The organism is Kineococcus rubinsiae (assembly GCF_011839805.1).
GTDB classification, from domain to species: Bacteria; Actinomycetota; Actinomycetes; order Actinomycetales; family Kineococcaceae; genus Kineococcus; species Kineococcus rubinsiae.
Window position 1 is genome coordinate 143,712 of the sequence record NZ_VWPY01000003.1, and the last position, 12,690, is coordinate 156,401.

Annotated in this window: 12 protein-coding genes and 1 pseudogene; 8 read left to right on the top strand and 5 right to left on the bottom strand. The window is 76.7% G+C overall.

The window, feature by feature from the left end; genetic code table 11:
* Window positions 1–2 precede the first annotated feature (2 nt).
* From F1544_RS03655 to rplI, 5 genes are all read left to right on the top strand, one after another.
* Window positions 3–1,394, top strand: coding sequence for a glycosyltransferase 87 family protein (locus tag F1544_RS03655; protein WP_167582193.1), 1,392 nt, complete (start codon window positions 3–5; stop codon window positions 1,392–1,394).
* 191 nt (window positions 1,395–1,585) lie between these two features.
* The gene (rpsF, locus tag F1544_RS03660; RefSeq protein WP_167582195.1) at window positions 1,586–1,882 is read left to right on the top strand and encodes a 30S ribosomal protein S6; all 297 of its coding nucleotides are present in this window, start codon (window positions 1,586–1,588) and stop codon (window positions 1,880–1,882) included.
* Window positions 1,882–2,463, top strand: a complete 582-nt coding sequence (locus F1544_RS03665) for a single-stranded DNA-binding protein (protein WP_167582197.1) — start codon at window positions 1,882–1,884, stop codon at window positions 2,461–2,463. The genes rpsF and F1544_RS03665 overlap by 1 nt, the downstream gene beginning before the upstream one ends.
* Window positions 2,464–2,534: 71 nt before the next feature.
* Complete coding sequence (gene rpsR / locus F1544_RS03670) at window positions 2,535–2,771, top strand: 30S ribosomal protein S18 (RefSeq protein WP_104431617.1); 237 nt, start codon at window positions 2,535–2,537, stop codon at window positions 2,769–2,771.
* 14 nt (window positions 2,772–2,785) lie between these two features.
* The gene (gene rplI / locus F1544_RS03675; RefSeq protein WP_167582199.1) at window positions 2,786–3,238 is read left to right on the top strand and encodes a 50S ribosomal protein L9; all 453 of its coding nucleotides are present in this window, start codon (window positions 2,786–2,788) and stop codon (window positions 3,236–3,238) included.
* 127 nt (window positions 3,239–3,365) lie between these two features.
* Here the strand turns inward: rplI and F1544_RS03680 are convergent, their stop codons facing one another.
* The 4 genes from F1544_RS03680 to F1544_RS03695 form a co-directional block, all read right to left on the bottom strand.
* Window positions 3,366–3,890, bottom strand: coding sequence for a GAF domain-containing protein (locus F1544_RS03680; protein WP_167582201.1), 525 nt, complete (start codon window positions 3,888–3,890; stop codon window positions 3,366–3,368).
* A 39-nt stretch (window positions 3,891–3,929) separates the two neighbouring features.
* Window positions 3,930–6,368, bottom strand: a complete 2,439-nt coding sequence (locus tag F1544_RS03685) for a diguanylate cyclase domain-containing protein (RefSeq protein ID WP_167582207.1) — start codon at window positions 6,366–6,368, stop codon at window positions 3,930–3,932.
* Between the two features lie 128 nt (window positions 6,369–6,496).
* Window positions 6,497–7,495 (bottom strand): helix-turn-helix domain-containing protein, encoded by a 999-nt coding sequence (locus F1544_RS03690; RefSeq protein WP_167582209.1) that lies wholly within the window; start codon window positions 7,493–7,495, stop codon window positions 6,497–6,499.
* A 72-nt stretch (window positions 7,496–7,567) separates the two neighbouring features.
* Entirely contained in the window at window positions 7,568–8,563 is a 996-nt protein-coding gene (locus F1544_RS03695; RefSeq protein ID WP_167582211.1) for an alpha/beta hydrolase, read from the bottom strand.
* A gap of 189 nt (window positions 8,564–8,752) precedes the next feature.
* Here F1544_RS03695 and F1544_RS03700 point away from each other — a divergent pair, with 189 nt between their 5' ends.
* The 3 genes and pseudogenes from F1544_RS03700 to F1544_RS03710 all read left to right on the top strand — a co-directional run.
* The gene (locus F1544_RS03700) at window positions 8,753–9,538 is read left to right on the top strand and encodes a carbon-nitrogen hydrolase family protein (RefSeq protein ID WP_167582213.1); all 786 of its coding nucleotides are present in this window, start codon (window positions 8,753–8,755) and stop codon (window positions 9,536–9,538) included.
* Window positions 9,539–9,684: 146 nt separating this feature from the next.
* Window positions 9,685–10,569 (top strand): YncE family protein, encoded by an 885-nt coding sequence (locus F1544_RS03705; protein WP_167582215.1) that lies wholly within the window; start codon window positions 9,685–9,687, stop codon window positions 10,567–10,569.
* Window positions 10,570–10,656: 87 nt separating this feature from the next.
* A pseudogene (locus tag F1544_RS03710) lies at window positions 10,657–11,028 on the top strand (choice-of-anchor I domain-containing protein); the annotation flags it as partial.
* Window positions 11,029–11,093: 65 nt separating this feature from the next.
* Here the strand turns inward: F1544_RS03710 and F1544_RS03715 are convergent.
* Complete coding sequence (locus F1544_RS03715) at window positions 11,094–12,377, bottom strand: MATE family efflux transporter (RefSeq protein WP_244307805.1); 1,284 nt, start codon at window positions 12,375–12,377, stop codon at window positions 11,094–11,096.
* Window positions 12,378–12,690 lie beyond the last annotated feature (313 nt).

Below are 12,690 nucleotides of genomic sequence, written 5' to 3' on the forward strand. Positions count from 1 at the left end.
CGGTGAGCACTCCGACACGGCGAGCGAAGTCGCCGACCAGCAGCGACCCCCTGGCCCGCGCGGCCAGCGAGGTCGTCGGTGGACCGGCGGGGCGCCGGATCGGGGGCGAGCCACCCTGGTGGGCGGGGGCGCTGCCCCTCGGGCTGGCGCTCGCGGCCGTCCTGGTCGCGGTCGGAGCCGTCGCGAAGCACCACTGCCGCACGGTGGGCTGGAACAGCCCCGACCAGTTCTTCCACCTCTGCTACTCCGACGCCCCCGTCGTCTACACGTCCTCAGGGCTGGCGTCGGGGCTCGGCCCCTACGCCGACGGGGTGTCCCTGTCGCAGCCGCCGGTCACGGCCGGGCTGGCGTGGCTGATCGGCCGCTTCGCGCCCCACGAGGTGACCGTCGCCGCGCAGCGCGCCTACTTCGACGCCACCGCCGTGGCCCTGCTGCTGGCCGCCCTCGTCGTCGTGGCGGCCGTGGTCGTCGCGGCCGGGCGCCGCCGCAGCCTCGACGTGCTGCTCGTCGCCGTCAGCCCCCTGCTGGCCATCACAGGTCTCGTGTCCCTCGACCTCGCCGGGGTCGCGCTGGCCACCGCGGGCCTCGCCTGCTGGGCCCGCCGCCGCCCCGTCGCGGCCGGGGTCCTGCTCGGCCTCGCCGTCGCCGCCCGCACCTACCCGGTGCTGCTGCTGCTGGCCCTGCTCCTGCTCGCCCTGCGCGCCGGCCGCCTGCGCGCCTTCGCGACGACCGCCGCGGCCGCCGTCGCGACCTGGCTCGTCGTCGACCTGCCCCTGGCGCTCACCTCCTACGACGCCTGGTCGGCGTACCTGGCGGGCTTCTTCCCCCAGCGCGCCGGCTACGGCTCGCTCTGGCTGCTGCCGCAGCTGGTGGAGCAGGCGACCGAGGCCGCGTCGCAGGACGGCCTGCCCGCGGGGGCGGTCACGGCGCTGACCCTCGCCGCGTGGGTGGTGTGGTCGCTGCTCGTCACGGTCTTCGTGCTGTGGGCGCCGCGGCGGCCCCGCGTGCCGCAGGTCGCGTTCCTGCTCGTGGCGGGATTCTGCGTGCTCGGCTCGTCCTTCCCCGTGCAGGCGGCGCTGTGGCTGCTGCCGCTGGCCGCGCTGGCCGCGCCCCGCTGGCGCGACCACGTGCTCTGGTGGGTCACCGAGGCCCTGTACTTCGGCGCCGTCTGGCTGTTCATCGCGGGCCAGTCGACGCCGGCCCGCGCGCTGCCGCCGGAGTTCTACGCGGTCGCCGTGCTGCTGCGCGCGGCGGGCATCGCGTGGCTCGTGGTGGCCGTCGTGCGCGACGTGCGCACCCCGGAGCGCGACGTCGTGCGGGCCGACGGCGACGACGACCCGGCGGGCGGCGTCCTCGACGGCGCGCCCGACCGCCTCGTCGTCCGCGTGGCCTGAGCCGGCCCGCAGGCCGCCCCGTCCGCCGGGTCCACAGGGGGGCTCGCGCCGCAGCGCGACGCCAGCCTGTGGACGGGCGGAGCCGGCGCCCGGTGCTCGCGGCAGGGTGGGCGTCGGAGGGCCGGTAGACTGAACGCTCACCCTCCTGCCACGGAGAGACCGTGGCCGCATGAGACCGAAGGAGGTGGGGAATGAGCACGCGCAACTACGAGCTCATGGTCATCCTCGATGCAGAGCTCGAGGAGCGGACCGTCGGCCCGTCGCTGGACAGGTTCCTCAACGTCGTCCGTCAGGGCGGTGGCGAGGTCGCCAAGGTCGACATCTGGGGTCGTCGCCGTCTGGCCTACGACATCAAGAAGAAGTCCGAGGGCATCTACGCGGTCGTCGACCTCCAGGCGACGCCCGAGATCGCCCAGGAGCTGGACCGCCAGCTCAACCTCAACGAGGCGGTGCTGCGGACGAAGCTGCTCCGCGCGCAGGTCGCCTGATGGCCGGCGAGACGGTCATCACCCTCGTCGGGAACCTGACGAACGACCCGGAGCTCCGCTTCACCCCCTCGGGTGCGGCGGTCGCGAACTTCACGGTCGCCTCGACCCCCCGCACGTTCGACCGTCAGTCGAACGAGTGGAAGGACGGCGAGACGCTGTTCATGCGGTGCGCCGTGTGGCGTGAGGCCGCGGAGAACATCGCCGAGTCGCTGACCCGGGGCACCCGCGTGGTCGTCACGGGCCGTCTGCAGTCTCGGACCTTCGACACGAAGGAAGGCGAGAAGCGGACCGTCATCGAGATGCAGGTCGACGAGGTCGGCCCCTCGCTGCGCTACGCGACCGCGAAGGTCAACAAGACCTCGCGCGGTGGCGGGGGTGGCGGCGGCGGTGGCTTCGGCGGCGGCGGCAACTCCGGCGGCGGCGGGAACCAGGGCGGTGGCTGGGGTGGGAACTCCGGCGGCGGTCAGGGTGGCGGCGGCCAGCAGCAGGAGGACCCCTGGGCCACCGGCCCGTCCGGCGGGAGCCAGGGCGGATCCGGCGGGGGCTGGGGCGGTTCCTCCAACGACGACCCGCCGTTCTGACGGTCGTCCACCTCTAGAACACCACCATCCCGGGGCAGTCCCCCGGGCTCTCACGAGAGGGGAGCACCACGATGGCCAAGGTGCCCGTGCGCAAGCCCAAGAAGAAGCAGAACCCGCTCAAGGCCGCCAAGATCGAGGCGGTCGACTACAAGGACACGGCGCTGCTGCGCAAGTTCATCTCGGACCGCGGAAAGATCCGCGCGCGCCGGGTGACGGGTGTGTCCGTGCAGGAGCAGCGGCAGATCGCGACCGCGATCAAGAACGCCCGCGAGATGGCGCTGCTGCCCTACAGCAGCTCCGCCCGCTGAGGAGGGGACCAGAGATGAAGCTCATCCTCACGCACGAGGTCTCCGGCCTCGGGACCCCCGGCGACATCGTCGAGGTCAAGGACGGCTACGGCCGCAACTTCCTGCTGCCCCGCAACCTCGCGACCCCGTGGACGCGCGGCGGCGAGAAGCAGGTCGAGGTCATCCGCAAGGCTCGTCAGGCTCGCGAGATCGCGACGCTCGACGAGGCGCAGTCGATCAAGCAGTCCCTCGAGTCGCGTCCCGTGGTGCTCACCGCCCGGGCCGGTCAGGGTGGCCGCCTGTTCGGTGCCATCACGCCCGCCGACATCGCCCTGGCCGTCACGGCCGGTGGCGGCCCGTCGGTCGACAAGCGCAAGGTCGAGCTGCCGCAGCCGATCAAGATCACGGGTTCGCACACCGTGCTGATCCGCCTGCACCCCGAGGTGTCCGCCAAGGTGACGGTCGACGTCACCGAGGCTTCCGCCTGAGGGAGCTCGCCCACCCCGCGAGGGGTCGCCCGGAGGCCGGTCACGCAGCAGCGTGACCGGCCTCCGGTGCGTCCGGCCGGGTCCGGTCCGCGACGGGCCGTGGAGACCGGCGGTGAGGTCGTGCCGGTCAGGCCGGGGGAGCGGCCGGGCGGTGGCGGTCCAGCACCTCGCCCACCGACGCCGCCAGCTCGCTGAGCACCGCCAGCGCGGTGGCGTCGAGGTCGCGGGGGTGGCGGTCCAGCACGCACAGCGCGCCCAGCGGCAGGCCGTCGCGGTCGAAGACGGGCGCGCCGGCGTAGGCCCGCAGGTGCTCGGGGCCGGTGACGAGGGCGTTGTCGGCGAACCGCTCGTCGGCGGTGGCGTCGGGCACGGCGATGGGTGCCTCGGCCGCCACGACGTGCGCGCAGAACGACACGTCCCGCGGCGTCTGGGGCGCGTCGTAGCCGAGGACGCCGGTGAGGCCCCGGCGGGCGGCGAACCACTGGCGGTCGCCGCCGACCATGCTGATCATCGCGGCCGGCATGCCGAGCGCCCGCGCCGCCTCCGTCGCGAGCGCGCGCAGCTCGACGTCCGCGCTGGTCGCCCGGGCGTCCAGCTCCTCCAGCGACGCGAGGCGTCGCCGCTCGTCGCGGTGCTCGGGGGCGGCGGGCACAGGTCCTCCAGGTCGGTGGGTCGGGGTGGGGGGGCGTCGTCAGCGCGCTGCGCCGGACCGGCTCAGCGAGGGTTCGGACCCGGCGAGGACGGTCTGGTCGCGGCCCTGGTGCTTGGCGCGGTAGAGCGCGGCGTCGGCCTCGGCCATGACCTGCTCGGCGCTCGCGCCGGGCTGCCACTGGCAGACCCCGATGCTGCAGGTCTGCCCGTCGGGCACGTCGGCGCGGATGCGGTCGGCGACCGTGCGGGCCTGCTCGGCCGTGCAGCCGGGCAGGGCGACGGCGAACTCCTCGCCACCCCAGCGGGCCAGGACGTCGCCCTCGCGCAGGTGCTCCGGGGCCCGGCGTGCGAACTCGGCCAGCAGGGCGTCACCCGCGAGGTGACCGCGGGTGTCGTTGTAGGCCTTGAAGTGGTCGAGGTCGATGAGCGCGAACGTCACGGGGTCGCCGGTGCGGGCCGCGCGGGCGATCTCCGCCGCGGCCGCCTCGTCCCACCGGCGCCGGTTGGCGAGGCCGGTCAGGGCGTCGTGCCCGGCGGCCCGGTCGAGCCGGGCGACGAGGTCGGCGCGGTCGAACGCGTGCGCGGCCTCCCCGGCCAGGGCGGTGAGCAGGGCGGACGTCGCGGCGGGCAGCACCGCGACGCGCTGCGTCCACAGCACCACCAGGACCCCGGCCACCCCGCCGTCGGGGTCGGGCACGGGCAGCCACACGCCCGACGCGTCGCCGAGGACCTCGGCGATGAGCGGGCTGGCCAGCGGGTGCCGGGCCGCGTCGGCCAGGAAGATCGCCTCGCCGGCCTGGTAGCACGCGCTCACGAGGCTGCTCGCGCGGTCGCCGTCGTGGTCGAGGCGCAGCGTGGCGACCGGTGTGGAGTCGCCGTCGGCGGCGCTGGCCGTGGCGACGAACCGCTGCCGGGCGGTGTCGGGCTGCCAGAGCGTGACGGAGAAGGCGCCGCCGATGTCCAGGGCGGCCTCGCAGACCGCGCGGCGCGGGTCCTCGGAGGTGAGCACGGCGCGGGAGGCGTGGGCCAGGCGCTCGAGGTGCTCGCTGTGCTCGCGCAGGCGGTCGTTGGCGGCGGCCAGTGCCGACTCCCGCGAGCGCAGGCCGCGCAGGTCGTGCAGCGCGACGACGGCGCCGACGTGGGTGCCGTCGGAGGCGCTCATGCGGCGGGCGCTGCAGGTCACGGGGACGGGCGGTCGCCCGGGCGGCGCGACGAGCAGCTCCAGGCCCTCGACGCGCCCCTCGGCCAGGGCCCGCCGCAGGGCGGACCCGTCGCTCACGAGGGCGTCGAGCGCGGGACCGGCTGTGTCGAGGTCGTCGTCCGGGCGCAGGCCGAACCAGGTGCGGGCGGTGTCGTTCAGCAGCGTGAGCCGGCCGTCGGCGTCGCACACCGCGACCCCGACGTCGGCGGTCGCGAGGACGGTGTCGGCGAAGTCGGCGCGCAGCCGGACCTGGTCCAGCAGCTCCCGCGTCCGCGTCTCGGAGCCGCGCAGCCGGCGCACGAGGACCTCGCGCTCGTCGCGGCTCACCGCGAGCATGAGGCCGATGACGGCGAGCAGCCCGACGTAGGCCTGCACGACGAGGGCCCGGGTGGCGTCGGTCGCGATGAGGGCGAAGGGGCCGCCGCCGGCGAGCGTGCAGACCACCGCGACCGAGCTCACGACGACGCCGTGGACGGCGACGAGCGTGGTGTCGAAGCGCAGCGCCACCCACACCGTGAGGGAGAGCGGCAGGAAGGCCAGCGGCAGCCCGTGGGCGAACCAGAACACGGCCCCGTAGGCGAGCGCCGAGGCGAGCACGGCAGCCGCCAGCTCCAGGGCCTGCCAGCCCCGCGGGACGAGGAACGGCAGCTGCCGGGGGAGCGCGTCGGCCGTGGCCCGGGGGCCCTGCCCCGCTCGGCCGGCGACGGCGCCGAGGACGTGGCCCAGGCGCAGCGCGGCCACCGTGACGAGCAGGACCGCGACCGTGTTGCGGACCAGCCACACCGCGACGACCAGCCACGACCAGCGGCCCGTGTCGAGCGCTGCGGCGGTGGGTCCCACGAGGGCGCCCGCGGCGGTCGCGACGACGGCGGCGGCCAGGAGGCGGGCGAGGGTGCGCGTGCCCGTCAGCGGTGCGGAGCCCCCCGACCCCCACAGGCCCGGGCACCAGCGGCGCAGGAGGACGACGAAGACCTCGACCTGCACGAGGTTGGCGGCGACGAAGAACACGGCGAGGACGGCGCCCGTGCCGGTCGCGACGTTCAGCGACCACGTGATGACGGCGAGCAGAGCGACGTCGAGCGGGCGGGTCCCGGCGTCGCGCTGGACGGCGAACCAGGCCGCCGCCACGCCCGCGGCGGGCCACACGAGACTGAGGCTCGTGCCGTCCATGACCGTCAGGCGCCCAAGGAGGACGGCCCCGGCGAAGACGGCGGCGAAGGCCGCGCTGCGCAGCGGGGCGCGCCACCGGGACACGACGGTGCCGACCGCTGGCTGCACCGCTCACCGCCTGACGCTCGCTGCTCCCGGAGGACTGGTGCGCCCACCGGGGGAGTGGGCGCAGCAGTCCATCGACACGCGGGTGCGCCCGGTTGAGCACCGGGCGTGATCTTCGCGGAGGCCGGGAGTCAGGCGGGGTTGCGGTGCAGGCGCCGCAGCACGAGCGCGAGGTGCAGCCGCTGCTGACCCGACGGCTCGTGCAGGTCCCAGCCGAGCAGGCGCTGGGCCGTGGCGAGGCGCTCGGCCAGCGTCGAGTGGTGCACGGCCAGGTCGGTGGCCGCGGAGCGCCGCGTGGGGGCGGAGACGACGGCGTGCAGCGTGCCGAGCATCCAGGGCGCCGCGGCGGCGGCCCGCTCCAGCGCCACGACGTCGGCGACCGGTGGGCTGGCCGGGGTCACGGTGCCGGCCAGCAGGAGCAGGGCCTGGGCCTGCTCGGCGTGCACGACGCGGGGGCCGGGGTCGCCCGGGGTGTCCTCGGCTGTCAGCCGCAGCGCGCGGCGGGCCGCGGCGAGGGAGGCCGGCAGGTCCTCGACGGGCCCCGCCGGCCCGACGCCCACGCGGCGCCCACCGGGGTCGACCGCCTCGTGCGCGGGCAGCACCCGGAGCTCGCCGCCCGCGAACACGACGGCCCGGGCCGGCGCGGTGGGCGCGAGGCCGAGCGCGTGCGCGGCCGCGCGGCGGGCGACGACGTCGGCGGCGGGGTCGCCGACGACCTCCAGCAGCGCGTCGTCCTGGCGGCCGCCCGCCGCGCCGGCCCCCGGCAGCGGCCGCGTGCGCTCGAGGACCGTCCGGGCCAGCGCCGCCGCGCGCTCCAGCACGACGGCGTCCACCATCCGCGCCGGGCCCGTGCGTTCCAGCCACAACACCGCGCCCTCGTCGACGGGCGTGCTGAGCCAGCCGGGGTCCGGGGCGCCGGGGGAGGAGGCGCCGTCGGCCGCCACCCGCACCGACAGGTGACGGCGGTCGTCGGTCAGGCCCGCGGCGCCCCCGGTGAGCACCGCCGCCCCGCGCACGACGGCCTGCAGCCCCGCGTGCCCGGCCGCGAGCTCGTCGAAGTAGGACACGACGCGCAGCGCCGCCCCGGCCTCGGGGTCGAGCGCCGCCAGCCGCACCGTCAGCTCCCGCACGGCGTCATCATCGCCCCGCGCGGGACCCGGCGGCGGTGTCCCCTCCGGTCGACGGCCCCACCGACGACCGCGTCAGTCCGCCAGGAGCCGGCGCAGCCAGCGCAGCCGCGCCGCCCGCGCCTCCTTCGCGATCACCGTCTCCGGCGCGAAGGTGTCGAAGCCGTGGAACCCGCCGGGCCACACGTGCAGCTCCGCCCGGCCCCCGGCCTGCCACAGCCGGGTCGCGTAGGCGACGTCCTCCTCGCGGAAGTTCTCCGCCGAGGCGACGTCGACGAAGGCCGGCGGCAGGCCCGAGAGGTCCTCCGCGCGCGCCGGGGCGGCGTAGGGGGAGACGTCCGGCCCGCCGCGCGCCTCGCCTAGCAGGGCCGTCCACCCGGTGTCGTTGGCGGTGCGCCCCCACGTGCCCGTGTCGCCCATCTGCACCGCGGAGGGGGAGTCGTTGCGGTCGTCCAGCATCGGGTAGATGAGCAGCTGCCCCGCCAGGGCGGGGCCGCCGCGGTCGCGGGCCATCAGCGCCACCCCGGCGGACAGCCCGCCGCCGGCGCTCGCCCCCGCCACCACGAGCCGTGCGGGGTCGACGCCCAGCTCGGCGGCGTGCTCCGCGGTCCACACCAGTCCGGCGTAGCAGTCCTCGACCGGACCGGGGTGGGGGGTCTCCGGCGCCAGCCGGTACTCCACGGACACGACGACGAGCTGCAGCTCCTGCGCCCAGTCCAGGGCCTCGAGGACGCCGCTGCGGTGGTCGCCGAGGACCATGCCGCCGCCGTGGATCCAGTAGACGGCCCCCACCGGCGTCGTCGTGCCGGTGGGCCGGCAGACGAGCAACCGCACGTCGGGGTCGCCCGCCGCCCCGGGCACCGAGCGCTCCGCGACGGAGAACGCGCCGCCGCGCGCGAGGTCGGCGTCCGACGGCGGCTCCTGCCCGGGCAGGCCCTGGCGCAGGACGGGGATCAGGTCGGGGGTGATCGGCGGGAAGCCGCCCATCGCGGCCAGGGCCGCGGCGACCTCGGGGTCGAACGGCGGCGGTGGGCCGACGGGCACGCTGGTACCGCTGCTGGTGGTGGTCATCGTCGACCCCTTCTGCCGAGGAGCCCGGAACGCCGGGTCGGGCCCAGCGTGCACCCGCCGAGGCTGCGCGCGGACCGCGCCCCGGCGGGCGTTCCCCGCCAGGTCGCGGGCCCGCTCGGTACCGTGCGGTCACGACCCGCACCCGCGGCGGCACGCCTCCCGGCGCGCCGGGACCCGAGGAGGAGCACCGTGCGCATCGCGCTCGGCCAGACCATCAGCACGACGGACCCGCGCGCCAACCTGGACCTCGTCGCCGCCGAGGTGGCCCGCGCCCGCGACGCCGGTGCGCGGCTGCTCGTCCTGCCCGAGGCCATGATCTGCCGCTTCGGCGTGCCGCTGGGCCCCGTCGCGGAACCCGTCGACGGGCCCTGGGCGAGCGCCGTGGAGCGCCTCGCCGACGACGCCGGGCTGACCGTCGTGGCCGGGTCCTTCACCCCGGCCGGCGACCGCGTCCGCAACACCCTCGTCGCGGTGGGCGCCGGCGTCCGCGCCCACTACGACAAGGTCCACCTCTACGACGCCTTCGGCTTCGAGGAGTCCCGCACCGTCGAGGCGGGCACCGAACCCGTCGTCCTCGACGTCGACGGCGTGGGCGTGGGCCTCGCCACCTGCTACGACGTGCGCTTCCCGGGCCTGTTCCAGGCGCTCGCCGACCGCGGCGCCCAGGTGGTCGCGCTGGCCGCGTCGTGGGGTGCGGGGCCCCGCAAGGTCGAGCAGTGGGACCTCCTGACGGCGGCGCGGGCCCTGGACTCGACCTGCTTCGTCGCCGCCTGCGGGCAGGCCGACCCCGCCACCCGCGGCGAGGAGCCGACCGGGGCCCCCACGGGGGTCGGGCACTCCCGCGTCGTCGGCCCCCTCGGGCAGGTCGTCGCGGAGCTCGGCGCCGAGGTGGGCACGCTGGTCGTCGACCTCGACCTCACCGAGGTCGCCGCGGCGCGCGCGAGCCTGCCCGTGCTGGCCGACCGCCGGTTCTGAGCCGCGGCTTCGCGGCCCGCGCGGCCGCCGGTCGGCGGGGTGGAGGGGACGGCCCCGCGTCGTGGTCGGGGGTTCACACCCAGGACACGCTCAGGTCGTCCACGGCCGGTAGGTGTTCGGTCCCACCACCTACGGAGGTACGCCCGGTGTCCCCCACCGCCCGCTCCACCGCCCGCCGCACCCCGCGCGGACTCGCCGTCGCCGGCGCCCTGGCCCTCGTCCCGGTCGTCACCGGCGCGGCGTCCGCCCCCGCCGCCTCGGCCCACCCCCGGCCGCCCGCGAACCGGCAGTTCGTCCCGACGGCCACGTTCGCCGTCAGCGGGGAGGTCGCGGAGATCCTGGCCGTCACCCCGGACGGGCGCACGGTCCTCTACACCGACTCCGCCCGCGGCGAGCTCGGCCTCGTCGACCTGACCCGCCCCTCGCACCCGCGGCAGCTCGGCGTCGTGCACGTCGGCGGCGAGCCCACCTCGGTGGCCACCACGCCGGACGGCCGCTACGCCCTCGTCGTCGTCGACACCACCGACGGCGCGTTCACCACCCCCTCGGGGCGCCTGGACGTCGTGGACCTCCGGACGGCGACCGTCGTGCGGAGCCTGGACCTCGGCGGGCAGCCCGACTCCATCGGCATCGCCCCCGACGGCCGCACGGGCGCCGTGGCGATCGAGAACCAGCGCGACGAGGACCTCACCGTCGGCGGGGTCGAGGGCGGCCTGCCGCAGGCCCCCGCGGGCTTCGTGGTCGCGCTCGACCTCACGGGTGGGGTCGCCCACTGGAGGGGGACCCGCGTCGACGTCGCCGGCCTGCCCGGTCTCGCGTTCCCCGAGGACCCCGAGCCCGAGTTCGTCGACGTCGACGCCCGCGGCGTGGCGGCGGTGACGCTGCAGGAGAACGACGCCGTCGTCCTGGTCGACCTCGCGGCGGCGCAGGTGCTGACGTCGTTCTCGGCGGGGCAGGTCCACCGCACCGACGCCGACCTGCACGACGACGGCCGGGTGAGCTTCACCGAGCCCCTCACCGCCCCGCGCTAACCCGACGGCGTCCAGTGGACCGCCGACGGGAACCTCGTCACGGCGGACGAGGGCGACCTCGCCGGGGAACCCTCCGGCGGCCGCGGCTGGACGGTGTTCTCCCCCCGCGGCGAGGTCCTCTGGACGGCCGGCGGCTCCGCCGAGCGCGCGCTGGCCGGCGCCGGCCGCTACCCCGACGGCCGCAGCGACGACAAGGGAGCGGAGTTCGAGGGCGCGGAGGTCGCGACCTTCGGGCGGGGCCGGAACGCGCAGCAGTACGCGTTCATCGGCTCGGAGCGGGGCAACGCCGTGCTGACCTACGTCCTGGACGACGACCGCGCGCCCCGGCTGCAGCAGGTGCTGGCCACCGGCACGGCGCCCGAGGGCGTCCTCGCCGTCCCCTCGCGCGACCTGCTCCTGACGAGCAACGAGGACGACGGCACCATCAGCGTCTTCACCCTGACGACGCGCCGCCGCTGAGCCGGCGGTGACGACCGTGCGCGGACACCCGCCCCGCGGGGACCGTCCGCGCACGGTCGTACCCCTCAGACGCCCGTGACCATCCAGCGGCCCGAGCGCTCGCGGCGCACCAGCGTGACGAGGCGCGCGAGCATGAACGCGCCCGCGAAGGCGATCCACAGCCAGACGAGCCCGGCGCGGCCCGCCGGGGCGCTCGCGTGGACCAGGAGGGCCAGCGGCGCGTAGACGGCCAGGGTGACGAGCCCCGCGCGGGCCAGGTAGCGCCCGTCGCCCGCGCCGATGAGGACGCCGTCCAGGACGAACACCCACCCGGCCAGCGGCAGCGAGGCCGCGACGACGACCAGCGCGGCCGCCAGGTGCGCGCGGACGTCGGGCGCCGGGGCGAAGAAGCCCGCGACGGGCCACGCGGTGGCGCCCACGAGCAGGCCGAGCACGACGCCCACGGCGACGCCCCACTGCGCCATCCGCCGCACGCTCGAGCGGACGCCCTCGACGTCGGCGGCGCCCAGGGCGCGGCCCACGAGCGCCTGTGCGGCGATCGCGAGGGCGTCCAGGGCCAGGGCGGTGGTCGTCCAGACGGTCATCGCGACCTGGTGCGCGGCGATCGACGCGTCGCCCTGGGCGGCGGCCACGGCGGTCGTGAGCAGCAGCGCGGCGCGCAGCGTGAGGGTGCGCACGAGCAGCGGCACCCCGCCCAGGGCGGTGCGCAGCACCCCGAGCGGGTGGGGGCGCACGCGTGCCCCGGTGCGCCGCACCCCGCGCCCGACGACGACGGCGAGCGCCACGGCCATGAGGACCTGGGTGGTGGCCGTGCCGATCGCGGAGCCGGCGATGCCGAGGTGCAGCCCGTGCACGAGCAGGAGGTTCAGCAGGACGTTGATGACCGCCCCGGCGCCGGCCACCACGAGGGGGGTGCGGGTGTCCTGCAGCCCGCGCAGCACCCCGGTCGCCGCCAGGACGACGAGCATCCCGGGCAGTCCGGGGAGGCTGAGGTGCAGGTAGGTGACGGCGTAGGGGTGGGCCGCGGCGGAGGCCCCGAGCGCGTCGACGACCCAGCCCGCGGACGGCACGGCGAGCAGCGCCGCGACGACGCCCAGGCCGAGCGCGAGCCACATCCCGTCGACGCCCTGCGCCAGCGCGCCGCTCTCGTCGCCGGCGCCCAGGCGGCGCGCGACGCTCGCGGTGGTGCCGTAGGCGAGGAAGACGAAGACGCTGACGGCGGTCGAGAGCGCGGCCCCCGCGATGCCCAGCCCGGCCAGCGGCAGCGTGCCGAGGCGGCCGACGATCGCGGAGTCGGCGAGCAGGAACAGCGGCTCGGCGACCAGGGCCCCCAGGGCGGGGACAGCCAACCGGAGTATCTCGGCATCACGCGCTGTGACCTGAAGCCTGCGGGCCAGACCGTTACCCGACCGCAACACGCCGGCCACCCGCCCGTCTCCCCGAAGTTCTTCCCCTCCACACGGGGTGGACGACATCGTCGCAGGTCACAGGCCGGGCGTGCGCCACATCCGTCGCGCTCCGGCGTGTTGTCCCCAGGGTTGTCCACCGCCTGTGCACAACCGCCCCCCCGTCATCCACAGGTTGTCAACGGGGCTGTGCACAGGGCGGTTTGACCCTGGCGCGGCCGTGCACCAGTGTCGGCGGCGCCCTGTAGGACTGCCC